At 72.9% G+C, this 21710-nt stretch carries 24 protein-coding genes and 1 riboswitch; of the genes, 5 read left to right on the forward strand and 19 right to left on the reverse strand.

Features of this window, described 5'->3' with window-relative positions; all coding sequences use genetic code 11:
* Positions 1-154: 154 nt before the first annotated feature.
* The 3 genes from V5O40_RS15855 to V5O40_RS15865 all read right to left on the reverse strand — a co-directional run bounded on the left by V5O40_RS15855 (position 155) and on the right by V5O40_RS15865 (position 1865).
* Positions 155-637 (reverse strand): PH domain-containing protein, encoded by a 483-nt coding sequence (locus tag V5O40_RS15855; protein ID WP_332906153.1) that lies wholly within the window; start codon positions 635-637, stop codon positions 155-157.
* Positions 638-708: 71 nt separating this feature from the next.
* On the reverse strand, positions 709-1554 hold the full coding sequence (hisG, locus tag V5O40_RS15860) for an ATP phosphoribosyltransferase (RefSeq protein ID WP_332906154.1): 846 nt from the start codon (positions 1552-1554) through the stop codon (positions 709-711).
* Between the two features lie 47 nt (positions 1555-1601).
* Entirely contained in the window at positions 1602-1865 is a 264-nt protein-coding gene (locus V5O40_RS15865) for a phosphoribosyl-ATP diphosphatase (protein WP_088947482.1), read from the reverse strand.
* 137 nt (positions 1866-2002) lie between these two features.
* On the opposite strand from V5O40_RS15865, the gene V5O40_RS15870 reads away from it, so the two are divergent.
* Entirely contained in the window at positions 2003-2863 is an 861-nt protein-coding gene (locus tag V5O40_RS15870) for an ABC transporter substrate-binding protein (RefSeq protein WP_332906155.1), read from the forward strand.
* A 103-nt stretch (positions 2864-2966) separates the two neighbouring features.
* Here V5O40_RS15870 and ribH read toward each other — a convergent pair whose 3' ends face one another.
* The 6 genes from ribH to rpe all read right to left on the reverse strand — a co-directional run bounded on the left by ribH (position 2967) and on the right by rpe (position 8456).
* A complete protein-coding gene (ribH, locus tag V5O40_RS15875) occupies positions 2967-3467 on the reverse strand; it encodes a 6,7-dimethyl-8-ribityllumazine synthase (protein ID WP_332906156.1) in 501 nt (166 codons plus the stop codon).
* A gap of 5 nt (positions 3468-3472) precedes the next feature.
* Positions 3473-4735, reverse strand: a complete 1263-nt coding sequence (locus tag V5O40_RS15880; protein WP_332906157.1) for a bifunctional 3,4-dihydroxy-2-butanone-4-phosphate synthase/GTP cyclohydrolase II — start codon at positions 4733-4735, stop codon at positions 3473-3475.
* The gene (locus V5O40_RS15885; RefSeq protein ID WP_332906158.1) at positions 4732-5352 is read right to left on the reverse strand and encodes a riboflavin synthase; all 621 of its coding nucleotides are present in this window, start codon (positions 5350-5352) and stop codon (positions 4732-4734) included. The genes V5O40_RS15880 and V5O40_RS15885 overlap by 4 nt, the downstream gene beginning before the upstream one ends.
* A 2-nt stretch (positions 5353-5354) precedes the next feature.
* The gene (gene ribD / locus V5O40_RS15890) at positions 5355-6416 is read right to left on the reverse strand and encodes a bifunctional diaminohydroxyphosphoribosylaminopyrimidine deaminase/5-amino-6-(5-phosphoribosylamino)uracil reductase RibD (RefSeq protein ID WP_332906159.1); all 1062 of its coding nucleotides are present in this window, start codon (positions 6414-6416) and stop codon (positions 5355-5357) included.
* A gap of 147 nt (positions 6417-6563) precedes the next feature.
* A riboswitch (FMN riboswitch) is annotated at positions 6564-6736 on the reverse strand.
* Between the two features lie 57 nt (positions 6737-6793).
* Positions 6794-7774: a response regulator gene (locus V5O40_RS15895; protein WP_269737331.1), complete on the reverse strand. Its 981-nt coding sequence runs from the start codon at positions 7772-7774 to the stop codon at positions 6794-6796.
* Between the two features lies 1 nt (position 7775).
* Positions 7776-8456, reverse strand: a complete 681-nt coding sequence (gene rpe, locus V5O40_RS15900) for a ribulose-phosphate 3-epimerase (protein WP_269737330.1) — start codon at positions 8454-8456, stop codon at positions 7776-7778.
* A gap of 246 nt (positions 8457-8702) precedes the next feature.
* On the opposite strand from rpe, the gene V5O40_RS15905 reads away from it, so the two are divergent.
* Both V5O40_RS15905 and V5O40_RS15910 read left to right on the forward strand, forming a co-directional pair.
* Positions 8703-9590, forward strand: coding sequence for a septum formation family protein (locus V5O40_RS15905; protein WP_332906160.1), 888 nt, complete (start codon positions 8703-8705; stop codon positions 9588-9590).
* 86 nt (positions 9591-9676) lie between these two features.
* Positions 9677-10561: a septum formation family protein gene (locus V5O40_RS15910; RefSeq protein WP_332906161.1), complete on the forward strand. Its 885-nt coding sequence runs from the start codon at positions 9677-9679 to the stop codon at positions 10559-10561.
* Between the two features lie 302 nt (positions 10562-10863).
* Here V5O40_RS15910 and V5O40_RS15915 read toward each other — a convergent pair whose 3' ends face one another.
* Positions 10864-11058: a DUF397 domain-containing protein gene (locus V5O40_RS15915; protein ID WP_332906162.1), complete on the reverse strand. Its 195-nt coding sequence runs from the start codon at positions 11056-11058 to the stop codon at positions 10864-10866.
* Entirely contained in the window at positions 11046-11792 is a 747-nt protein-coding gene (locus V5O40_RS15920; protein ID WP_332906163.1) for a DUF5753 domain-containing protein, read from the reverse strand. Before V5O40_RS15920 ends, V5O40_RS15915 begins: the two co-directional genes overlap by 13 nt.
* 328 nt (positions 11793-12120) lie before the next feature.
* Here V5O40_RS15920 and V5O40_RS15925 point away from each other — a divergent pair, with 328 nt between their 5' ends.
* Together V5O40_RS15925 and V5O40_RS15930 are read left to right on the forward strand one after the other, a co-directional pair.
* Positions 12121-12321 (forward strand): hypothetical protein, encoded by a 201-nt coding sequence (locus V5O40_RS15925; RefSeq protein ID WP_332906164.1) that lies wholly within the window; start codon positions 12121-12123, stop codon positions 12319-12321.
* Positions 12318-12575 (forward strand): flavin reductase, encoded by a 258-nt coding sequence (locus V5O40_RS15930; protein ID WP_332906165.1) that lies wholly within the window; start codon positions 12318-12320, stop codon positions 12573-12575. The genes V5O40_RS15925 and V5O40_RS15930 overlap by 4 nt, the downstream gene beginning before the upstream one ends.
* Positions 12576-12691: 116 nt before the next feature.
* Here the strand turns inward: V5O40_RS15930 and V5O40_RS15935 are convergent, their stop codons facing one another.
* From V5O40_RS15935 to rpoZ, 8 genes are all read right to left on the reverse strand, one after another.
* Positions 12692-14137: an RsmB/NOP family class I SAM-dependent RNA methyltransferase gene (locus V5O40_RS15935; protein ID WP_408631889.1), complete on the reverse strand. Its 1446-nt coding sequence runs from the start codon at positions 14135-14137 to the stop codon at positions 12692-12694.
* Complete coding sequence (fmt, locus tag V5O40_RS15940; protein WP_332906167.1) at positions 14092-15018, reverse strand: methionyl-tRNA formyltransferase; 927 nt, start codon at positions 15016-15018, stop codon at positions 14092-14094. The genes V5O40_RS15935 and fmt overlap by 46 nt, the downstream gene beginning before the upstream one ends.
* Before the next feature lie 4 nt (positions 15019-15022).
* A complete protein-coding gene (def, locus tag V5O40_RS15945) occupies positions 15023-15583 on the reverse strand; it encodes a peptide deformylase (RefSeq protein WP_164445161.1) in 561 nt (186 codons plus the stop codon).
* An 81-nt stretch (positions 15584-15664) separates the two neighbouring features.
* Positions 15665-16645: an AAA family ATPase gene (locus V5O40_RS15950; RefSeq protein WP_332906168.1), complete on the reverse strand. Its 981-nt coding sequence runs from the start codon at positions 16643-16645 to the stop codon at positions 15665-15667.
* A gap of 269 nt (positions 16646-16914) precedes the next feature.
* Complete coding sequence (locus V5O40_RS15955; RefSeq protein ID WP_332906188.1) at positions 16915-18900, reverse strand: primosomal protein N'; 1986 nt, start codon at positions 18898-18900, stop codon at positions 16915-16917.
* Entirely contained in the window at positions 18897-20090 is a 1194-nt protein-coding gene (gene metK, locus V5O40_RS15960) for a methionine adenosyltransferase (protein ID WP_332906169.1), read from the reverse strand. The genes V5O40_RS15955 and metK overlap by 4 nt, the downstream gene beginning before the upstream one ends.
* 87 nt (positions 20091-20177) lie before the next feature.
* Positions 20178-21389: a bifunctional phosphopantothenoylcysteine decarboxylase/phosphopantothenate--cysteine ligase CoaBC gene (gene coaBC, locus V5O40_RS15965; RefSeq protein WP_332906170.1), complete on the reverse strand. Its 1212-nt coding sequence runs from the start codon at positions 21387-21389 to the stop codon at positions 20178-20180.
* A gap of 14 nt (positions 21390-21403) precedes the next feature.
* Entirely contained in the window at positions 21404-21667 is a 264-nt protein-coding gene (gene rpoZ, locus V5O40_RS15970; RefSeq protein ID WP_030335666.1) for a DNA-directed RNA polymerase subunit omega, read from the reverse strand.
* Between the last annotated feature and the right edge of the window lie 43 nt (positions 21668-21710).

The following is a 21710-nucleotide window of genomic DNA, read 5'->3' on the forward strand; positions in this document are numbered from 1 at the left end:
GCATCCGGTGCCGGGACGTGCCCGGAACCGGTGACCGGACCCGGACGCCAGGTGTGGCGACTCGGGTGGGAGCAGGCGCTCCGCTTTCAAGGCTGTCCTAATGGTTAGGACAGCTGGTCGACTCGACAACACTACACCCTCGGTAACCGGGACCTCAACTTGGCCGTCGGCCCGCCGCTCGCTCGGCGAGCGCGGCGAGGTGCGCCTGGTGCAGGCGGCGCAGGGCGCGCACCCCGTCGACGGCGAGCTGCTTGTCGGCGGCCTGGAGGGCGACCACCGGCAGCAGGTCGTCGTCGTGGAGCTCCAGCGCCGCCCACGGGGCGCCACGGTCGAACCGGACGCCGCGGACGACCTCCCAGGGCAGCTCGTACGAGCCGATGATGTTGCGGACCCGCACCCCCCGCACGTCCGCCTCGACCCGGGGCCGGGTGAACAGCAGGGTGCCCAGGGCGAACATGATCCCGAGCCCGATCATGGCCAGCTGGTCGCCGCGCTGGAAGGTGCCGTACCCGTTACCGGTGGGGCCGGTGAGGGTGGTGGCGACCAGGGCGAAGACCACGACCAACAGGACCGCCGACACCCAGCAGACCAGCCGGATTCGCCGGGGCCGCACCCGGACCACGTCGGTGTCACTCACCCCACCAGTCTGCCATCCGGTCGGACCCGGGCGGCCACCGCCACACAGCGACCTACCGGCCCGCCCACCGGTCACAGCCGGCAGGCGTGGATGTTGGTGACCAGGATCGCGCGGGCGCCCAGTTCGTAGAGTTCGTCCATGATCCGGTGCACGTCGTCGCGGAGCACCATCGCCTGCACCGCCACCCAGCCCTCCCGGTGCAACGGGGAGACCGTCGGCGACTCGATGCCCGGGGTGAGCGAGCTGGCCCGGTCCAGCAGCCCGGCCGGCACGTCGTAGGCGAGCATCACGTAGCGACGGGCCACCAGCACCCCGTGCAGCCGGCGCATCAGCTGCTCGGCCTGCGGGTGCGCCGCCGCGCCGGTGCGGCGGACCAGCACCGCCGAGGACTTCAGCAGGGGCTCACCGAAGACCACCAGACCGGCCTGACGCAGCGTGGCGCCGGTCTCGACCACGTCGGCGACCACGTCGGCGACACCCAGCCGGATGGCGTTCTCCACCGCGCCGTCGAGCCGGATGACGTCGGCCTTGACGCCCAGCTCGGCGAGGTGCCGCTCGACCAGCCCCGGGTACGCGGTGGCGATCCGGTGCCCGCCCAGCTCCCGTACGTCGGCGATGTCGTCCGGGCGGGCGGCGAACCGGAAGGTGGCCCGCCCGAAGTTCAGGTCGACCACCTCCTCGGCCGGCGCACCCGAGTCGATGAGCAGGTCCCGGCCGGTGATGCCGATGTCCAGGTCACCTGAGCCGACGTAGGTGGCGATGTCCTTCGGGCGCAGGTAGAAGAATTCGATGTCGTTGGCCTGGTCGCGGCAGACCAGGTCCTTGGTGTCGGTGCGCTGGCGGTAGCCCGCCTCACGCAGCATCTGGGCGGCCGAGTCGGCCAGGGCGCCCTTGTTGGGTACGGCGACACGCAGCATGACGGGAGTGCTCCTTCGATCGGGTCTCTGGTCGAGGGCGGGGGCACTCACAGATGTCGGTAGACGTCCTTCAGGTCCAGGCCACTGGCGAGCATCAGCACCTGGACCTGGTAGAGCAGCTGGGAGATCTCCTCGGCGGTGCGCTCGGGCCCCTCGTGCTCGGCGGCCATCCACGACTCGGCGGCCTCCTCGACGACCTTCTTGCCGATGAAGTGCACGCCCTTCTCCAGTGCGGCGACCGTGCCCGAGCCGGGGGTGCCGGCCGCGGCCTTGGCCTGCAACTCCGCGAACAACTCCTCGAACGTCTTCACGGAGACGGATTCTCGCAGTCGCCGAGGGTCGACCCGAGCACCGGGTCGGTGGTGACCGGTGGACGGGACCGGCACACCCACCGGGGCGGTGGGACAACCCTTCGATCCTCGCCTATGTTGGTCGTACGCTGTCCGCCATGGTCACCACCCCGCGTACCCTCGCCTTCGCCTCCGCGACGGCCGTCCTGCTCGCGGCCAGCGCCTGCACGCCGCAGGCCCAGCCCGCGCCGATGCCGACCGTGTCGATGGCGTGCGCCAAGGACAGCCTGCCCACCCAGACGCCGGGCACGCTCACCGTCGCCACCGGCGAGCCGGCCGAGGCGCCGTGGTTCGTCGACGACCAGCCGGACAACGGCAAGGGCTTCGAGTCCGCCGTCGCCTACGCGGTGGCGGAGCAGCTCGGCTACGCCCGCGACGACGTCACCTGGACCCGGGTGCCGTCCGACGCCGCCGTCGCCCCCGGGCCGAAGACCTTCGACTTCGGCATCGACAGGTACCCGATGACCGAGGAGCACCGGCAGGCGGTCGACTTCTCCGCGCCGTACTACCTGGTCCGGCAGGCGGTGGTCGCGCTGGAGTCCTCCAAGATCGCCGACCGGAGGGCGCTGACCGAGCTGCGGGACGCCCGGCTCGGCGCCCGGACCGGCACGGCCGGCTACCAGGCCATCACCGATCTGGTCCGGCCGAAATCCGAACCGAGGACCTACAAGTCCGACGACGAGGCCGCCAAGGCGCTGCGCGGCGGGCGGATCGACGGCCTGGTGGTGGACCTGCCCACCGCGTTCGACCTCACCGGCGGGGAGATCGACGACGCGGTGATCGTCGGGCAACTACCCCAGGTGGGCAGCCCGGAGGCGTTCGGACTGCTGTTGGCGAAGGACTCGCCGCTGGCCGGCTGCGTCAGCGCGGCGGTCGGGCAACTCGCCTCCGAGGGCGTCCTCAAACAACTCGAACAACAGTGGCTCGCCCAGGACGCCAAGGCCCCCGAACTCACCTGACTCCACCTCACCCACCCCACATCGTTGATCAAGAGGTTTTCGTCGCCCGACCACGATTTCTCGACGCAAACTTCTTGATCAACCGGGCAGGGGTGGGTGGAGGTCAGGAGGTGAAGCCGACGCGCTGGTTGGCGGAGGTGGCGACCTGGCGGATGGCCAGGGCGGCGTCGAGGGCGGCGACCGTCGACGACCAGCCCTTGTCCTCGGCGGAGTCGGGCAGGCCGGCGCGGTCGCGGGCCTGCTCGATGGTGTCCACGGTCAGCACGCCGTGGGCGACCGGCTTGCCCTCGTCCAGGGCGACCCGGGTCAGCCCGTCGGTGACCGACCGGCAGACGTAGTCGAAGTGGGCGGTGGCACCGCGTACCACCACGCCGAGGGCGACCACCACGTCACAGCGCCGCGCCAGCGCCTGCGCCACCACCGGTAGTTCCACCGAGCCGGCCACCCGGGCCACCACCGCCCGCGCACCGCACGACTGCGCGGCGGCCACCGCCCGGTCGAGCATGTGGTCGGTCAGGTCACCGTGCCAACGCGCGGCGACCACACCGACGGTCATCCCCGCCGCGTCGACCGGAGCCGAACCCGGCTCACCGAAACCCGCCATCGTGCCTACGCTCCGATCTCTGTGCCCGGCACCGTACGCCCCATCGGCGCCTCGGCGGCCTCGTCCAGCTGGTCGAGCAGGTGCCCCATCCGGTCCCGCTTGGTCCGCAGGTACCGTACGTTCTCCGGGTGCGGGCGCACCGGCAGCCCCTCGCGACCGGTGATGGTCAGGCCGTAGCCCTCCAGCCCCGCCCGCTTGGCCGGGTTGTTGGTCAACAGTCGCATCGAGCGCACCCCGAGGTCGTACAGGATCTGCGCGCCGGTGCCGTAGTCGCGCGCGTCGGCCGGCAGCCCCAGGTCGAGGTTCGCGTCCACCGTGTCCCGGCCCTGGTCCTGCAACTGGTACGCCTGGAGCTTGTGCAGCAGCCCGATGCCGCGCCCCTCGTGGCCCCGCACGTAGAGCACCACGCCCCGTCCCTCGCGAGCCACCCGGTCCAGGGCGGCGTTGAGCTGCGGGCCGCAGTCACAGCGCACCGACGAGAAGACGTCACCGGTCAGGCACTCCGAGTGCACCCGGACCAGCACGTCGCGGCCGTCGCCGAGGTCGCCCATCACCAACGCCACGTGCTCGGCCGAGTCGTACTCGCTGCGGTAGCCGAGCGCCCGGAACACCCCGTGCTCGGTGGGCATCCGGGCGTCGGCGACCAGCTCGACCTGCTTCTCGGTGCGCCGCCGGTACGCGATCAGGTCCGCGATGGTGACCAGGGTCAGCGAGTGCTCGGCGCAGAACTTCTCCAGGTCCGGCAGCCGCATCATGGTGCCGTCGTCGTTGACCAGTTCGCAGAGCACGCCGGCCGGGCGCAGACCGGCCAGCCGGGTCAGGTCGACGGCCGCCTCGGTGTGCCCGGGACGGCGCAGCACCCCACCCGGACGGGCCCGCAGCGGCACCACGTGCCCGGGGCGGGCCAGGTCCGTCGGTCCGGTGCTCGGGTCGGCGAGCAGCCGGATGGTGTGCGCCCGGTCGGCCGCCGAGATGCCGGTGGTCACCCCCTCCCGCGCGTCGACGGTCACCGTGTACGCGGTCTGCCGTCGGTCCTGGTTGGTGTGGTGCATGGGCGGCAGGTCGAGCCGGTCGCACTCGCTCTCGGTGAGCGGTACGCAGATGAAGCCCGAGGTGTGCCGCACCGTGAAGGCCAGCAGCTCCGGGGTGGCCAGCTCGGCCGCGAAGATCAGGTCGCCCTCGTTCTCCCGGTCGGCGTCGTCGACCACCACGACCGGGCGGCCGGCGGCGATCTCGGCCAGGGCCTGCTCGATGTCGGCGAAGGTCATGCCGGCACCTCCGCCCCGTCGGCCGCGCGAGCGCCCAGCAGCCGCTCGACGTACTTGCCCAGCACGTCCACCTCCAGGTTGACCGGATCACCGACGGACCGGGTGCCGAGGGTGGTCGCCGACAGGGTGGTGGGGATCAGGCCGACGACGAACCAGTCGTCGCCCACCTCGGCGACGGTCAGCGAAACCCCGTCGACGGTGATCGAGCCCTTCTCCACCACGTAGCGGGACAGCGCGGCGGGCAACCGGAACCGGACCGTCTCCCAGCGCGCCGCCGGCTCGCGGGAGAGCACCTCGCCCACGCCGTCGACGTGCCCCTGCACAAGGTGACCGCCGAGGCGGCCGCCCAGCGCGGCGGCCCGCTCCAGGTTGACCCGGTCGCCGGTACGCAGCGCGCCCAGCGCCGAGCGGCGCAGCGTCTCGCCCATCACGTCGGCGGTGAACACCCCGCCGTCGGCGTCGACGACGGTCAGGCAGACGCCGTTGACCGCGATCGAGTCGCCGTGCCGTGCGTCGGAGGTGACCAGTGGGCCACGGACCGCTACCAGGGTCGAGTCCTCCGCCGTCGGGGTCATCCCGACGACCTCGCCCAGTTCCTCGACGATGCCGGTGAACATGCCTAGCCCTCCCTCTTCCGGGGCAGCGCGGTGATCCGCAGGTCGGGACCGACCTGCGTAACGTCGGTGAGTTCCAGGTCGATCGCCTCGGCGATGGTGCTCACACCCGCGTCGACGAGCGCGGCGGGCCCGGCCCCGAGCAGCCGGGGTGCGAGGTAGCCGACCACCCGGTCGACCAGGCCGGCGGCGAGGAACGCCCCGGCGAGCCGGGGGCCGCCCTCCAGCAGCACCGCCCGTATCCCCCTGGTGTGCAGGGCGGCGAGCAGCGCCGGCAGGTCCACCCCGCCGTCCGGGCCGGTGCCCACCTCGGCGGCGGTGGCCACCCAGGTGCGGGCGGCGCCGTCGCGGACCCGGGCGTCGTCCGGGGTACGCCCGGCCGAGTCGACCACCACGCGCAGCGGCTGCCGGATGGCCAGACTGCCGTCGCGCAGGTTGCGCACGGTGAGCCGGGGATCGTCGGCGAGGACCGTGCCGACGCCGACGACCACCGCGTCGACGGTGGCGCGCAGCGCGTGCACGTCCATCCGGGCGGCCTCGGAGGTGATCCACATGCTGGTGCCGTCGGCCGCCGCGGAACGACCGTCGAGGGTCGCCGCGTACTTCCAGATCACGTACGGCCAGCCCCGGCGCATGGCGGTCAGCCAGGCCACGTTGCCGGCCTCCGCCTCGGCCTCGCGGACTCCCACGTCGACCCGGATGCCGGCGGACCGCAACGTGGCCGCGCCGCCGGTGGCGACCGGGTTGGGATCCGGCACCGCGATGACGACCCGGGCCACCCCCGCCTGGACCAGCGCGGTGCTACAGGGGCTGGTGCGGCCGACGTGGTCGCAGGGTTCCAGAGTGACCACGGCCGTGCCACCCTTGGCCCGCTTGCCGGCCTGGGCCAGCGCGACGATCTCCGCGTGCGGTCCCCCGGCGTACGCGTGGAAGCCCTCGCCGACCACCTCGCCGTCGGCGTCGAGCAGCACGCAGCCGACGACGGGATTGGGACTTGTGGTGCCGAGCCCGCGCGCCGCGAGTTCGATCGCCCGACGCATCGCCTCGTCCACGGAGACGCTCGCCATCGCCTGCCGTTGCCCTCTCGCTCGTACGCGCGGGCGGGGAGTTCGGCCAGGTGGCCACGGGCAGGCGGAGTCCGGGTACGGCACAGCCGCCCCGGTCGGAACGCGCGCACGCCGGAGCCCGGCGAGCCACACGGCCCCTTCCGTCCCGCGCGCTGTCTCCCATCCGGACTGTCTGGGCGCGGACGAGCCGCCCCCAACCGTCGGCCCCGGATTCTCACCAGGTCCACCGGGCGGACGAACCGCTCCCGGGTCGCGGGCTTACCACGGTCGGACCGTGGATCACCGCCGGTTCGGAATTACACCGAGTCCCGCCAGCGCGTGGTGGGTACTGAGCAAAGTCTTACACGCCCGCCGGGGCGCCGGGGCACCCGGGCGAGCTACTTCACATGACGGTGACCGGGGTCGGCGACACCGCGACGACGATCCACCGCCACGTACGAGCCGGGTTGGCTCTTGGCCACGGTCTTCATCTCGGAGGCGACCGTCATCGCCTCCAGCGGATCGGTGATGCGCTTGTCGGTGTCGGAGATCGCGACCCCGATGGAGAGGGTGACCAGCGCGGCCCGGCGGATGTTGCCGCGCCGGTCCTTCAACTCGACGTAGCCGCGCTCCCGGTCGGTGGGATCGTAGAGGGCGTCCGCGGCCTTCTCGAAGTCCGCCGACACCCGCAGGGTGAGCGGCCGCACCTGCTCGGGCGTGCAGACGAAGACGAAATCGTCGCCGCCGACGTGGCCGAGGAAGGCCGGCGGCAGGGCCACCGCGACCACCGCCCGGTGCAGGCTGCGGGCCAGCGCGGAGATGAACCCGTCGCCCCGGACGAACCCGTACCGGTCGTTGACGCTCTTGAACCGGTCGATGTCGATGTAGCCGACGGCGTAGTCCGCGCCGCCACGGACCCGGTCGGCGATCTCCCGGCGGATCCGGCTGTTGCCCGGCAGGCCGGTCAGCGGGGAGACCTCCCGGAACTCCTTGTTGCGCCGCAGCGTGGAGCTGACCCGGGCGACCAGCTCGGCGTTGTCGAAGGGCTTGACCAGGTAGTCGTCGGCGCCGGCGTTGAGCCCGTGAACCTTGTCCTGGGTCATTCCCTTCGCCGTCAACATGATCACCGGCAGGGCGGCGGTCATCGGGTCGGCGCGCAGGCGTCGGGTCAGTTCCAGCCCGTCCACCCGGGGCATCATCAGGTCGACCACGGCCAGGTCCGGCCGCTGGCGTTCGATCAGCTCCAGCGCCTCCTGGCCGTCGGCGGCGAGGATCACGTCGAAGCCCTGCAGACGCAGGTTGAACTCGACGAAGCGGGCGATGTCCTCGTCGTCGTCGACGACGAGGATCACGTCCTTGCGATCGTCGGAGGTCTCCACGTCAGGCCCGGGTCGCCGCGCGCTCGGCCAGCCCGCGCAGCCGGCGTACCGCCTCGGCCGGGTCGTCGGCGCCGTAGACGGCGGTGCCGGCCACGAAGGCGTCGGCACCCGCCTCGGCCGCCTGTTCGATGGTGTCGGCGGCGATCCCGCCGTCGACCTCGATGCGCAGCTCCAGGTGGCCGGCGTCGACGTGCCGGCGCGCGGCGCGGACCTTGTCCAGCAACTGCGGGAGGAACCGCTGCCCGCCGAACCCGGCCTTGATGGTCATGACCAGCAGCGTGTCGAAGCTCGGCAGCAGGTCGAGGTACGGCTCGATCGGGGTGTCCCGGTCGATCGCGAGTCCCGCCTTGGCGCCCGCCGCCCGCAGGTCGCGGGCCAACGCCACCGGGTCGTCGCAGGCCTCGGCGTGGAAGGTGACGTTGTACGCCCCGGCGTCGGCGTAGCCAGGCGCCCAACGCCGCGGGTCGGTGATCATCAGGTGTACGTCGAAGGGCAGCTTGGTGGCGGCCCGCAGGCTCTGCACCACGGGCAGCCCGATGGTCAGGTTCGGCACGAAGTGGTTGTCCATGACGTCGACATGCAGCCAGTCCGCGGCGTCCTCGACGGCACGCACCTCTTCGGCGAGACGGGAGAAATCGGCGGCGAGGATGCTGGGCGCGACGATCGGCGGCGGTACGGTCACGGAGCCAGTGTACGAACGTGGCCAGCGGCCGCGGCAGCGTGCCAGCAACCGGGACGCCTGGTGACCCGGAGGTGACCAATGGTGCAGAATGACCCCCTTCAAACCGGTGAAACGGAATGAAGCTCGGCTTCCACTGGCCAGACGACCCATTCGCGGCAACACTCCATCGGGGACGGTGACGGTATCGTGCAGGCCGGTGGGCGCGGGAGCCGGCAGCCGGGCGGCAGCTCCCGGAAAGGGCGGACGATGCGACGGTGGCTCGCGGCACTGGCGCTGGCCAGTGTGGCTGCGATGGTGCTCGGCGGCTGCGTGCGGCCGGGCGGAACCGACGGCGACCTCACCGACGACTGGCAGACACTGCGGGCCCCCACCATGTTCGTCCCGGCCACCGACGCCTGCCTGCCCCGGATCACCTCGGTCGTGCAGGCGAGCACGTACGAGACCGTGGACTGCGCCCGCAACCACCTCGCCGAGACCGTCCATGTCGGTACCTTCACCGACGACGACGCCGAGGGCGAGCGTCCGGAGCCGGGGTCGGCGGCGCTGCGTACCGCCCGGGCGGAATGCGATCAGCGGGCCCGGCTGGTGCTCGGCGGTGACTGGCACACCGCCCGGTTGACGCTCAACATCGCCCTGCCGTCGGTGCCGGCCTGGAACGGCGGTGCCCGCTGGTTCCGGTGCGACCTGAGTGAGACCGACAGCATCGACAACACCCGGCCGGTCAACCGCACCGGCAGCCTGCGTGGCGCGCTGATCGGCGACTCACCGCTGGTGCACCGCTGCTTCGACCCGAAGCTGATCGGTGACAGCCTGAACTACATGGCACCGGTGCTGTGCACCGAGCCGCACGGCGCGGAGTTCGTCGGCGTCTACGTCGAGCAGGACATGAGCTGGGAACGGTTCGTCGCCTCGGCCGGCCGGGCCCACAAACGGTGCATGGAGCTGATCGCCGCCTTCGCGGACGTGCCCAACAACGCCGACCTGCCCTACCGCGCCGGTTCCATCTTCTACCCGCCGTCGCAGCGGGAGTGGGAGGAGGGCGACCGGGGGGTGCGGTGCATCCTGTGGAGCGACGACCGCAAGCTGACCGGCTCGATGCGCGGCGTCGGCCCGCGGGGACTGCCCGTGACGTGAGCGCGGCGCGCGTACGTCCCCGGCAGCACCCGATTCCGGTACCGTATGCTGCCGCTTCGACGGGCGGCAGCGGGAGGTCGGCGGGGATGCGGCGATGGTTGACCGGAGTCGCACTGGGCACCGTGGTGGCGTTGGCGGCCACCGGCTGCACCAGACCGGCCGGCACCGACGGTGACCTGCTCGATGACTGGGCGTCGATGGCGGTGCCCGCGTCCTTCACTCCCGACTCCGGCACCTACCACCGGCAGCCGCAGGAGGTCGGTTACCTCAGCGCGTACGCCCCGGTGGACTGCGCCGAGCCGCACCAGGCCGAAACCCTGCACGTGGGCGCCCTCACCGAGGTGACCGGGGCTCGACCGCCGGAGGTCGGCAGCAAGGGGATGCGCGCCGCGTTCGGCGAGTGCGACCGGCAGGCCCGTCGGATCATGGGCGGCGACTGGCGCGCGGCCCGGATCGGACTCACCGTCGTCCTACCGTCGCCGCAGGCGTGGACCGGCGGCGCCCGCTGGTTCCGCTGCGACGTCCACGAGCTACGCGGACTCGACACCCCGGTCCCGGTACGGCGCACGGCCAGCCTGGCCGGTGCGCTGCGCGGCTCGTCCCCGCTGCGGCACGGCTGCTTCAATGCCCGCACCGAGGGCGACGAGGTGATCGAGATGGTCGCCGTCAAGTGCACCGCGAAGCACCGGGCCGAGTTCGTGGGCCTCTGGCGGGCGCCGGAGAGCAGTTGGTCGGCGTTCCTGGCGAAGCCCGATCGGGCCCACAGTGGTTGCCGCAGTGCGGTCGCCCGCTACGCCAAGGTGCCGGACGACGGCAATCTCCGGTTCCGGGTCGGCACCATCTTCTACCACCCGTCGGAAGGCGAGTGGCGCAGCGGCAACCGGTCGGTGCAGTGCTTCCTCTGGATCAGCGACCGCACCCTGACCCGGTCGGTGAAGGGCGCCGGCACCCGCGCCCTCCCGATCACCTGAGTCCCCAGCGACAGCCCGCCCTCGGCCCTGCCGACAGCCCCTCGGCGTCACCGACAGCCCTCCCCCGCCCAACACCCCACCCCGGCCCAACAGCGGCCTGGGCCCGCCCGCCGGTAGCCGGTACCGTCACCGCGGCGGGTGCCGCGCGCAATCTTGGACATTTTCCGTTAGCGAAGAACGGAAACTGTCCAAGATTTCGGGAGGCGATCGATCGGTGGTGGTGGTGGGTCCTGCGGCTCGGTTTGGTCACGGCGGAGCGCCCGCCCCCGGGTGGGAACGGGCGCTTGCGTCGCGGATCGGGGTCAGGACCGCCCGGCGGCCCGGGCGACGAACGCCCGCCAGGCCGCTGGCGCGAAGACCAACGCCGGACCGGTCCGGTCCTTCGAGTCGCGGACACCGACGACGCCGGGAAGGTTGTCGGCGACCTCGACACAGTTGCCGCCGTTCGAGCTGCTGCGGGTGCTGGTGCGCCACACGGCGCCGGTCAGGTCAGCCATGATCGTGCCTCAAGGAAGTCGATGGTCTGGCGGCGCGGCAGCGCCACCGAGCGCAGCGTATCCCAAATGGACCAGAGCGCGGCGGTGTCGTTGGTCAGCCGGCCGGCGGCCTGGTCGTCCAGGTACGCGACATCGCCGTCCTCGGTCGTGGCGATGACGAACGGCCCCGCCTGCCCGGGGTGCAGGCCCGCGTCGAGCGGCAGTACGTGCAGCAGGATGTTGGGCCGCCGCGCCAGGTTGACCAGATGGTCCAGTTGCGGGTGCATGATGTCCGGGGCGCCGCGGCGGAGGGCGAACTCGTCGATGACCGCGACGAGGAGCGGCGGTTTGCGCCGTTCCAGGACCGACGACTGCCGACGCATCCGGGTCTCGACGTAGCCGGCCACCTCGTCGGGGGCGAGCAGCCCGCTGCTGAGCACCGCCGTGGCGTACTCGGGGGTCTGCAACAGGCCCGGGATGACCGCGACCTCGAAGGATCGCAGCGCGGTGGCCTGGAGTTCCGTCTCCACCCAGGGCCGCAGCCAGGCCGGCTCGCGCCGCTTCAAGACGTCCGGCCAGATGTCCTCGATGTCACGCCCCAGCGCCGCAGCCGCCGCCGCGCGGTGTCGGGGATGCGGCACCCGTCCCGGGGCAACCCACCGCGCGACCGTCTTGGGATCCACGCCTACCTGTTCGGCGAGACTCTCGGCGGTTTCCCCCGCGTCCACCATGGCTGCCCTCAGCGCCTGATTCATGCCCGCCTCCCACATGACGTCCTTGACGTCTGCAGAACCTATGTCTACGCCCTGTAGTCGTCCACATTCGCCACGCGATGGTTCTCGTGGGCGGCGCGTGCGGGCCTTGGGACGGCAATCCCGCTCGCCGCGTCGCCGGGGGTCGCCCCTGGGCGAGCAAACCGGGGCGACCCCCTCCAACCACGACGGAGGAGGCACCCATGTCCGTGCAAGAGCCGGCGCGTGGCAGGTGACCGGGCGGGAAGGCGGAACACCTCGGGTCTGTCCCGGCGTGTACCTCCTGGCCCGGGAAGCGTCCCCGCAGTTCCACCAACCGATCCTGGTCCGAGTGATCCGGCACCTGGACCGCACGACGTACGACGGGTGGGCCTGGGTCGACGTCTACCAGCTCGATCGGCACGGGGACGCGACGCAGCGGCGGGCGTTGTTCCTGCGACCTGCGGGGATGCGGCCGGTGAACGTCCCGCCCGTCCCGTACGCCGAGCGTCGCTCCCGGCCCCGCTCCGGCGTCGCGAGCGTGACCGGATGAACGGCCGGATCGAGGCACACGTCCCGTCCCGCCCGACGTGGCGGTGCCGGGCCTGCGGGATCGCCTGGCCCTGCTCGCCGGCGAAGCTGAATCTGCTCGCCACGTACCGGGAGGACAAGCCGGCGCTCATGGTGCACCTGGTGGAGTTGCGCGAAGAGGCCGCCGAGCAGCTTGCCGGGCTAGCGCCCGGTGAACAGCTCCCGGATCTGCACCGACGGTTCACGGACTGGGTACCCGTCCGGTCCACCGGATAGCCACCCGCCCCGGTCGCTGCGGCTCTTCCCCCGACCGCCGCGCCCGGGGCGGGTCCGGGTGGCCGGCCGGCCCGCAGCACACCACGAACGGATCCCGACGGTGCTGGGGCCGGGAGTCAGCCGCGGCGTAGCAGGGCGAGGAACATCGCGTCGGTGCCGTGCCGGTGCGGCCACAACTGCACCGTCGGCCCGTCGCCCAGCCCCGGCATGCCGGCCGGCAGCACCGTGCGGGCGTCGACGAAGTCGACCGGCACCCCGCTGCGGCGGGCCGCCTCGGTCACCGTCACGTGCGTCTCCACCGTGTGCGGTGAACAGGTCACGTAGGCCACCACCCCACCCGGCCGGGCCGCCCGCAACCCGGCGGCGAGCAACTCGCGCTGCAACCGGGTCAGGGCGGACAGGTCGGACGGCTGACGCCGCCAGCGCGACTCGGGGCGGCGGCGCAGCGAGCCGAGGCCGGTGCACGGCGCGTCGACGAGCACCCGGTCGAAGTGTTCCTCCGGCAGTTTCGGCTCGGCGCCCACCAGCCGGCCGTCGGTGTTCAGCACGGTCACCGGCAGCCCCCGGGTGGCACCGGCGACCAGCCGGGCCCGGTGCTCGGCCACCTCCACGGCGGTCAGCCGCGCGTCGCGCTGCGCCGCCAGGGCACCGAGCAGACCCGACTTGCCGCCCGGACCGGCGCACAGGTCGAGCCACCGGCCGTCCGGCCCGTCCACCGGTGCCAGCGCGAGCGCGTTCGCGACCAGTTGGGAACCCTCGTCCTGGACGTGGGCCCGGCCGTCGGTCACCGCCGCCAGTTCGCCCGGGGCGCCACCGGCGAGGTAGACCGCGTACGGCGAGAAGGCACCGGGCGCGCCGCCCACCTCGTCGGCGAGGTCGACCGGGTCGGCCAGGCCGGGGCGGGCGCACAGGTGCACCGGCGGACGCTCGTTGTCCTCGATCAGCAGGCGGGTGGTCTCGCCGAGGTCACCGCCGAGCGCCTCGCTGAACGCCCGCACGATCCACTGTGGATGGCTGTAGGCCAGCGCGAGGTGACCGATCGGGTCGCTCTCGACCGCCGGCGCCAGTCGGGTCACCCACGCGTCGAGGTCGTGGGTGGCGACCTCGCGCAGCACCGCGTTGGCGAACCCGGTGGCGCCCTGGCCGACGGCCCGGACCAGGTCGACGGTGGAGGAGACCGCCGCGTGCGCCGGTACCCGGGTGTGCAGCAGCTGGTACGCGCCGATCCGCAGCGCGTCACGGACCGGCGGGTCGATCCGCTGCACGTCCCGCCCGGCCGCGGCGGTCAGGATCGCGTCGAGCGTGCCGAGATGACGCAGGGTGCCGTAGGTCAGTTCGGTGGCGAAGGCGGCGTCCCGGCCGACAAGTCCCGCGTCGGTCAGGATCGCCGGCAGCACCAGATTGGCGTACGCGTCGTCGCGGTGCACCGCCGCGACCGCCTCGTACGCCGCGTACCGTGGCCGGTCGACCAGCGGCCGCCCCCGACGCTCTCCGCTGCGGCGCGCGGCGGTCTCCCTCACGCGAACTCCTCCCCGGCGCCGACCCGGGCACCGCGCGCCCAGTCGGTCGCCGGCATGGCCCGCTTGCCGGCCGCGCGCACCTCGCCGAGACGCACCGGGACGGTGGCCGTGCCGGCCAGCACCCGTGCCTTCTCCACGAGCAGCTCACCGGGCTTGAGATCGGGCGCGTCCGGTGCCGGGGTGACCGGGCCGAGCTTGACCCGCTCGTCCCGGAAGGTCGTCCACGGCCCGGGAGCCGGGGTGCAGGCGCGGATGCGCCGGTCCACCGCGAAGGCCGGATCGCCCCAGCGCACCCGGGCGTCCTCCACGGTCAGTTTCGGGGCCAGCGAGACGCCGTCGGCCGGCTGCGGCTCGGCCCTGGCGGTGCCGTCCTCCAGCGCGTCCAGCACCGCGACCAGCAGCCCGGCACCGCTGTGCGCCAGGCGCTCCAGCAGGTCACCGGAGGTGTCCCCGGGCCGGATCTCGTCGGTGAGCGTGCCGTAGACCGGGCCGGTGTCCAGCCCCTCCTCCAACTGGAAGACGCTGGCCCCGGTCAGCTCGTCGCCGTGCAGCACGGCGTGCTGCACGGGTGCGGCACCCCGCCACGCCGGCAGCAGCGAGAAGTGCAGGTTCACCCAGCCGTGCCGGGGAATCTCCAGCGCGACCGGCGGCACCAGCGCGCCGTAGGCGACCACCGGAACGCAGTCCGGCGCCAACTCGCGCAGCCGGTCCAGGAACTCCGGCTCGCGCGGGCGCGCCGGAGTCAGCACCTCGACACCGCGCTCGTCGGCCCAGGCGCCGACCGGGGAGCGGACCAGCCCCCGACCACGCCCGGCGGGCGCGTCCGGCCGGGTGACCACGGCGACCAGCTCGTGCCGCGAGTCGGCCACGGCGGCCAGGGCCGGGACGGCGACGGCCGGCGTACCGGCGAAGATCACCCGCACCCGGTCACCGCCCCAGACCGAAGGGGCTGCCGGCGGCGTGCGGGCTCAGCTTGACCGTCGGCGGGGCGGCGGCGTCGTACCACTCGGCCTGGCGGATCGCCTTCATCGCCTCCTTACGACCGGCCGGATCCAACCGGTCGAGGAAGAGCACCCCGTCGAGGTGGTCGGTCTCGTGCTGCACGCAGCGGGCCATCAACCCGGTGCCGACGATCTGCATCGGGTCGCCGTAGCCGTTGAAGCCCTTGGCGATCACGTTCTGCCGGCGCTTGGTGTCGAAGTAGAGCCCGGGAATGGACAGGCACCCCTCCGGGCCGTCCTGCTCCTCCTCGTCGGGGAACTCCAGCACCGGGTTCACCAGGTGGCCGAGCACGTCGTCGACGTCGAAGGTGAACACCCGCAGGCCCACTCCCAGTTGCGGCGCGGCGAGACCGGCGCCGCCCTGCTCACGCATGGTGTCGGTGAGGTCCTCGACGAGCTTGCGCAGCTCGACGTCGAAGTCGACCACCGGATCGGCCGGCGTGCGCAGCACCGGATCCCCGAACAGACGGATGGGCTGGACGGTCACGCGGGTTGGCTCCTTCACGGCGGGACAGTAGTGCCGTACCAGTCTACGGACTGCCGATAACCGTGCCGGCCGGCGGCAGGCTCAGCCGGCGGGGCTCTCGCCGGCGAGCACCGCGTCGCCGGCGAGCAGGGCGTGCTCGGGCAGCGGCAGGTGCAGGTCGTGGGCAGCCTCCCAGTCGTGGATCAGGCTGGGCCGAGCCTGCGCGACGAAGTAGTCGACCGCGCTCACCCCACCGACCACCGGCTCCTCGACCTCGGCGACCAGCCGGCCCGCCACCAGCCGGGAGCCGCTGCGCAGTGCGGCGCTGAGTCGGCGGTGCCCGTTGACCACGAAGAAGTACTCGCCGGTGTACCCGATCTCCAGGGGCTCCAGGCCGGTCTCACCGTCGGCGGCGACCTCACCGGTGAAGGTCGAGTCCCAGGTGCCACGCAGTCCGGTGATGTCCTCGGTCGGGTAGACCCGGCCCGGGTCGAGCAGCAGCAGCGGCGGGGCACCGCGCAGCACCTCCGGCGCCAGCCGTCCCTCGTACGCGTCGACGATGCGTTCGATCACCTCGCCGGCGGACGCCCGGGTGGTGTCGCAGATCAGGTCGTAGTTACGCAGCCGGGCCTTGTCCACGCCGTACCGGACCAGGAACCGGCCACGCTCGCTCTCGCTGCGTTCCCTGAGCTTGGCCTTCGCCTCGTCGAGTGAGGTGTAGCTCTCGGCCGGCCCGGAGGGGCGCAGCAGGACCCGGCGGGCGGCCTCCCCCGGCTCGGTGATCATGTGCACCTTGAGGGCGTCGGTGAAGAAGTGCCAGGCCAGCCGGGAGTCCATGACCAGGCTCTCCCCGGAGGCGGCGATGTCGCGCTGGAGCTGGTCGACGTAGCCGTCGACGGCCTGGTCCAGCTCGGCGTGCAGGTTCAGCTGGAGCGCGGTCATCTGCCGCTCCTGGGCCATCTTCCGGTAGAGGTCGCCGACGCTGACCCGGCGCAGGCCGAGCCGCTTGGCGATCTCGACGGAGACGGTGCTCTTGCCGCTGCCCAGGTCACCGTTGAAGACGATCGACTGACGAACGGTCACGACTTGTCCACCCCTGATCACCGGCCGGTTGAGATCATCGATTTCCGCGCCGGACCGACGCGGTGCCGCAGTCGTCGCGCCGCCCTCGGACACCTCCAGCCCGACCTGGAGTCGCCGTACGCACCGGCATGACGGGCGATGCTACCACCTCGCGCGGGCCGACCCTCGGGACGCGACGCCGAGCGGGCGAGTCGATACTCACAGTCATGATCGGGTAACATATCGCACTGATTGGGACACCAAACGGTACCCTCCGTCACCGGCTGCGGTCAGAACAGCGCGAGCGGGTCGACCTGGAGGCGGACCGGTTCGGCCGCCTTGCGGGCGCTGCGCACCCCGGCCGCCGCGTGCAGCGCACCGGCCATGGCGGCGGCCCTGGCCCTGGGCACCCGTACCAGCATCCGCTCCCGCTCGCCGTCGGCCGGCACCGGACCGAGCAGCTCGGCCCCGTCGGGCAGCCGCGCCTGCGCCAACAGGTCGGCGACCGCCGCCGGCAGGCCCGTCACGCTGGCCATCCGCATCGCCGGTGGAAAGCCCAGCTCCCGCCGCTCCGCCAGCTCGCGGGCGGCGAACCAACCGGCGTCCCAGCGCAGCAGCGCCTGCACCGGTGCGAGCGCGCCGTCGGCGACCACCACCACCCGCCCCCCGGCGGCGGCCGGCCGGGCCAGGGCCGCGGCGGCCGTCCAGCGGCGCAGCGCCTCCTCCCCGGCCCGCAGGTCGGCGCGGGTCAGCAACGCCCAGGTGTCCAGCAACAGGACCGCGCCGTACCCGCCGGCCGTCACCGGCTCGGCCCCCGGGGTCGCGATCACCAGACCGGCGCCGCCGGGGACGTCGGCCAGCACCTCCTCCCGGCCGGAGGTGCGCACCGGCACCCCCGGGAAGGCCCGCCCCAACTCCTCGGCGGTCCGCCGGGCACCGGTGACCGAGGCCCGCAGCCGCCGCCCGCCACACCGGGGACAGGCGTACGCGGCGGCGATCCGGGCGCACCAGCGGCAGGCCGGCGACCCGCCGGCCGACGGCAAGGCGAGCGGGCCGGCGCAGTGCGGGCAGCGGGCCGGGGTGCGGCAGTCGGCGCAGGCCACCGAGGGCAGGTAGCCGCGCCGGGGCACCTGCACCAGGACCGGCGCGTCCGCGCGCAGCGCCTCCCGGGCGGCGGTCCAGGCCAGGCTCGGCAGCCGGGCGGTCGCCGCACCGGGATCGCGGGCCAGTTGCGGGTCGTCGCCGGTCGGCACGATCGCCGGGGTACGCGCCCGCAGCACCGCCCGGTCGGCGATCACCTCGCGGGCCCAGCCGGTCTCGACGAGCAACTGCGCCTCGGCGGTCCGGGCGTAGCCGCCGACGAGTGCGCCGGCCTCCGCCAACTGGGCCCGGGTGAGCAGCACCTCGCGGGCGTGCGGGTACGGGGCGCGCGGCTCGGCGTGCAGATCGTCACCGTCGTCCCAGATGGCCACCAGACCCAGCCGGTCGACCGGGGCGAACATGGCCGCCCGGGTGCCGATCACCACCGGAGCGTCGCCGCGACGGGCCGCCAGGAACGCCCGGTACCGCCGTGCCGGACCGAGGGCGGCCGACAGGCAGACGTGCCGGCCCGCGCCGAGCCGCGCGGTCAGCGCGGCGTCGAGCCGATCCAGGTCGCGCCCGTCGGCGACCACCACCAGCGCCCCCCGGCCGGCGGCCACCGTGGCGGCGACGGCGGTGGCGTAGCGGGCCGCCCAGTCCTCCCCCGGCAGCGCCGACCACACCGCCCGGGGAGAGCGCCCGTCGGCCAGCGCCCGCAGCAGCGCCGGCCCGGCCGGGTAGTCGCGCCACCCCTCCGGCTCCGGCGGATCCGGCGGATCGGCGGGTGCCGCGTCGGTTCGCGCGGCGTCGGCGGTGACCTCCTTCTCCACCCGGGCGTGCCGGGGCGGGACCGCGAGCCGCAGCACGTCGGCGAGGCTGCCGGCGTACCGGTCGGCGACGATCCGGGCCAGCCGGGCCACCTCCGGGGCGAGCACCGGCACCGCGGAGACCACCTTGTCCAGGTACGCCAGCCGGGGGTGGTCGGATCGCTCGGTCCGCTCCAGCAGCCAGCCGTCGACGAGTTGACCGGCGAAGCGCACCTTCACCCGCACGCCCGGCACGGCGTCAGCGGAGAGCGCCTGCGGAACCAGGTAGTCGAAGGGACGGTCCAGGTGGGCCAGGGGCACGTCGACGCAGACACGGGCGACCGGCGACCCGTCAGCGGGCCGCCGGTCGTCACGCCGGGTGGTTGTCAGGCTCCGGCGGCCGACTTGAGGTCGGCGGCGCGGTCGGTGGACTCCCAGGTCAGCTCGGGCAGCTCCCGGCCGAAGTGACCGTAGGCGGCGGTCTGGGCGTAGATCGGCCGCAGCAGGTGCAGGTCCCGGATGATGGCGGCCGGACGCAGGTCGAAGATCTCGGTGACCGCCTTCTCGATCGAGGCCACCGGCACCGTCTCGGTACCGAACGTCTCGACGAACAGGCTCACCGGGTGCGCCTTGCCGATCGCGTACGCCACCTGCACCTCGCACCGCTCCGCGAGACCGGCGGCCACCACGTTCTTGGCCACCCAGCGCATCGCGTACGCCGCCGACCGGTCGACCTTCGACGGGTCCTTGCCGGAGAAGGCGCCACCACCGTGGCGGGCGTAGCCACCGTAGGTGTCCACGATGATCTTCCGCCCGGTCAGACCCGCGTCACCCATCGGGCCACCGATCTCGAACCGACCGGTCGGGTTCACCAGCAACCGGTAGCCCTCGGTGTCCAGCCCCAGGCTCTCCAGCTCCGGGGCGATGACGTGGTCACGCACGTCCGGGGTGAGCAGCGACTCCAACGAGATGTCCGCGGCGTGCTGGCTGGACACCACCACCGTGTCCAGACGCACCGGCCGCAGACCGTCGTACTCGATGGTGACCTGCGTCTTGCCGTCCGGACGCAGGTAGGGCACCGTGCCGTCCTTGCGTACCGCGGCGAGCCGGCGGGCCAGCCGGTGCGCCAGCGCGATCGGCAGCGGCATCAGCTCGGGCGTCTCGGAGCAGGCGAAGCCGAACATCATGCCCTGGTCACCGGCGCCCTGCGCGTCCAGCGCGCTCTCCGAGCTCCCGGTACGCAACTCGAACGCGTTGTCCACACCCTGCGCGATGTCCGGCGACTGGGAGCCGATCGAGACACTGACCCCGCACGACGCCCCGTCGAACCCCTTCTTCGACGAGTCGTAACCGATGCCCAGGATCGTCTCCCGCACGATCGTCGGGATATCGGCGTACGCCTTGGTCGTCACCTCACCGGCGACGTGCACCTGACCGGTGGTGATCAGGGTCTCCACCGCCACGCGGCTGTGCGGATCCTGCGTCAACAGGGCATCGAGAATGCCGTCACTGATCTGGTCGGCGATCTTGTCCGGGTGGCCTTCCGTGACCGATTCGGACGTGAAGAGGCGGCGTGTCACGGTACTCCTAAGTCTTGGACGTCGTTCCGCGGCAGTCTAGTCACCAACCGTCGACGGTACCGTCCACGGTCGTCTCGGGCCCAGCCGTCAGGAGGAGTTACCGGCCAACCGGGCGACCACCAGGTCCCACACCCCGTCGGCGAGGTCCTCCTTGGACCGCTCGGGCATCCGGCTGACCGAGCCGTCCACGCTGATGACCGTGGCCGCGTTGGTCTCGGCGCCGAAGACCTTGTCCGGCCCGACCTCGTTGATGACGATGAGGTCGGCCCGTTTACGGGCCAACTTGGCCCGTCCGTTGGCCTCGGCGTCGCTGGTCTCGGCGGCGAACACCACAAGCACCTGCTCCGGCCGACGACGCTGACCCAGCTCGGCGGCGATGTCCGGGTTGGTCACGAGTTCGATGGTGGGTGCGGTGCCGTCGTCCGACTTCTTGATTTTGCCAGGCGTGTACGTCGCCGGGCGGAAATCGGCCGGAGCCGCCGCCATCACCACCACGTCGGCGTCCACCGCCGCCTTCAGCGTGGCCTCCCGCAGCTCCCCGGTGGTACCCACGCGGATCAGATCCGCGCCGGCCGGGTCGGGCAGTGCGACGTTGGCCGCGATCAGCGTGACCCGGGCGCCACGGGCGAGCGCGGCCCGGGCGAACGCGTAGCCCTGCTTGCCGGAGGATCTGTTACCCAGGAAGCGCACCGGGTCGAGCGGTTCCCGGGTGCCACCGGCGGTGACCACCACCCGCCGGCCGGTCAGATCGGCCGGCGCGTCAACGCCACGGGCCAGGATGCGGCGGGCGACGGCGAAGATCTCCGTCGGCTCCGGCAGCCGGCCCTTGCCGGTGTCGACGCCGGTGAGTCGTCCCACGGCCGGCTCGACGACCCGGACCCCTCGGGCCCGTAGCGTCGCGACGTTGGCGACGGTGGCGGGGTGCTCCCACATCTCGGTGTGCATGGCCGGCGCCAGCAGCACCGGGCAGCGAGCGGTGAGCAGGGTGTTGCTGAGTAGGTCGTCGGCGAGGCCGTGGGCGGCGCGGGCCAGCAGGTCGGCGGTGGCGGGCGCGACCACCACCAGGTCGGCCTGCTGGCCGAGGCGCACGTGCGGCACCTCGTGCACGTCGGACCAGACGTCCTCGGCGACCGGCTGCCCGGAGAGCGCCGCCCAGGTCGGCGCGCCGACGAAGCGCAACGCGGCCGCGGTGGGCACCACCCGCACCTGGTGGCCCGACTCGGTGAACAGGCGCAGCAGCTCACACGCCTTGTAGGCGGCGATCCCGCCGCCGACGCCGAGGACGATCCGGGCGTTCATCGACGCGCGGGAGATTACGGCTGGTCGGTCGGCTCGGCGGTGAGCAGGCCCGAGTTGATCTCGCGCATCGCGATGGAGAGCGGCTTCTCCTGGGGAGTGGTCTCGACGAGCGGGCCGACGTACTCCAGCAGGCCCTCACCGAGCTGGCTGTAGTAGGCGTTCACCTGACGGGCGCGCTTGGCCGCGAAGATGACAAGCGCGTACTTCGACGTCGTCTTCTCCAGGAGCTCGTCGATCGGCGGGTTGGTGATGCCTTCGGGGTTGGCGATGGATCCCACGGATGAACCTCTGCGTCTTTCGCACGGACCGCGCGTGCGCGCG

It is taken from the genome of Micromonospora palythoicola, from assembly GCF_036689795.1.
Taxonomy (GTDB): Bacteria; Actinomycetota; Actinomycetes; order Mycobacteriales; family Micromonosporaceae; genus Micromonospora; species Micromonospora palythoicola.

Excerpts from the sequence above, each read along its gene's own strand:
- hisG (WP_332906154.1), bottom strand. The coding sequence starts at position 1,554 with ATGCTGCGTGTCGCCGTACCCAACAAGGGCGCCCTGGCCGACTCGGCC.
- V5O40_RS15870 (WP_332906155.1), top strand. The coding sequence starts at position 2,003 with ATGGTCACCACCCCGCGTACCCTCGCCTTCGCCTCCGCGACGGCCGTC.
- ribH (WP_332906156.1), bottom strand. The coding sequence starts at position 3,467 with ATGGCGGGTTTCGGTGAGCCGGGTTCGGCTCCGGTCGACGCGGCGGGG.
- V5O40_RS15880 (WP_332906157.1), bottom strand. The coding sequence starts at position 4,735 with ATGACCTTCGCCGACATCGAGCAGGCCCTGGCCGAGATCGCCGCCGGC.
- V5O40_RS15885 (WP_332906158.1), bottom strand. The coding sequence starts at position 5,352 with ATGTTCACCGGCATCGTCGAGGAACTGGGCGAGGTCGTCGGGATGACC.
- ribD (WP_332906159.1), bottom strand. The coding sequence starts at position 6,416 with ATGGCGAGCGTCTCCGTGGACGAGGCGATGCGTCGGGCGATCGAACTC.
- V5O40_RS15905 (WP_332906160.1), top strand. The coding sequence starts at position 8,703 with ATGCGACGGTGGCTCGCGGCACTGGCGCTGGCCAGTGTGGCTGCGATG.
- V5O40_RS15910 (WP_332906161.1), top strand. The coding sequence starts at position 9,677 with ATGCGGCGATGGTTGACCGGAGTCGCACTGGGCACCGTGGTGGCGTTG.
- V5O40_RS15915 (WP_332906162.1), bottom strand. The coding sequence starts at position 11,058 with ATGGCTGACCTGACCGGCGCCGTGTGGCGCACCAGCACCCGCAGCAGC.
- V5O40_RS15920 (WP_332906163.1), bottom strand. The coding sequence starts at position 11,792 with ATGAATCAGGCGCTGAGGGCAGCCATGGTGGACGCGGGGGAAACCGCC.
- V5O40_RS15930 (WP_332906165.1), top strand. The coding sequence starts at position 12,318 with ATGAACGGCCGGATCGAGGCACACGTCCCGTCCCGCCCGACGTGGCGG.
- coaBC (WP_332906170.1), bottom strand. The coding sequence starts at position 21,389 with ATGAACGCCCGGATCGTCCTCGGCGTCGGCGGCGGGATCGCCGCCTAC.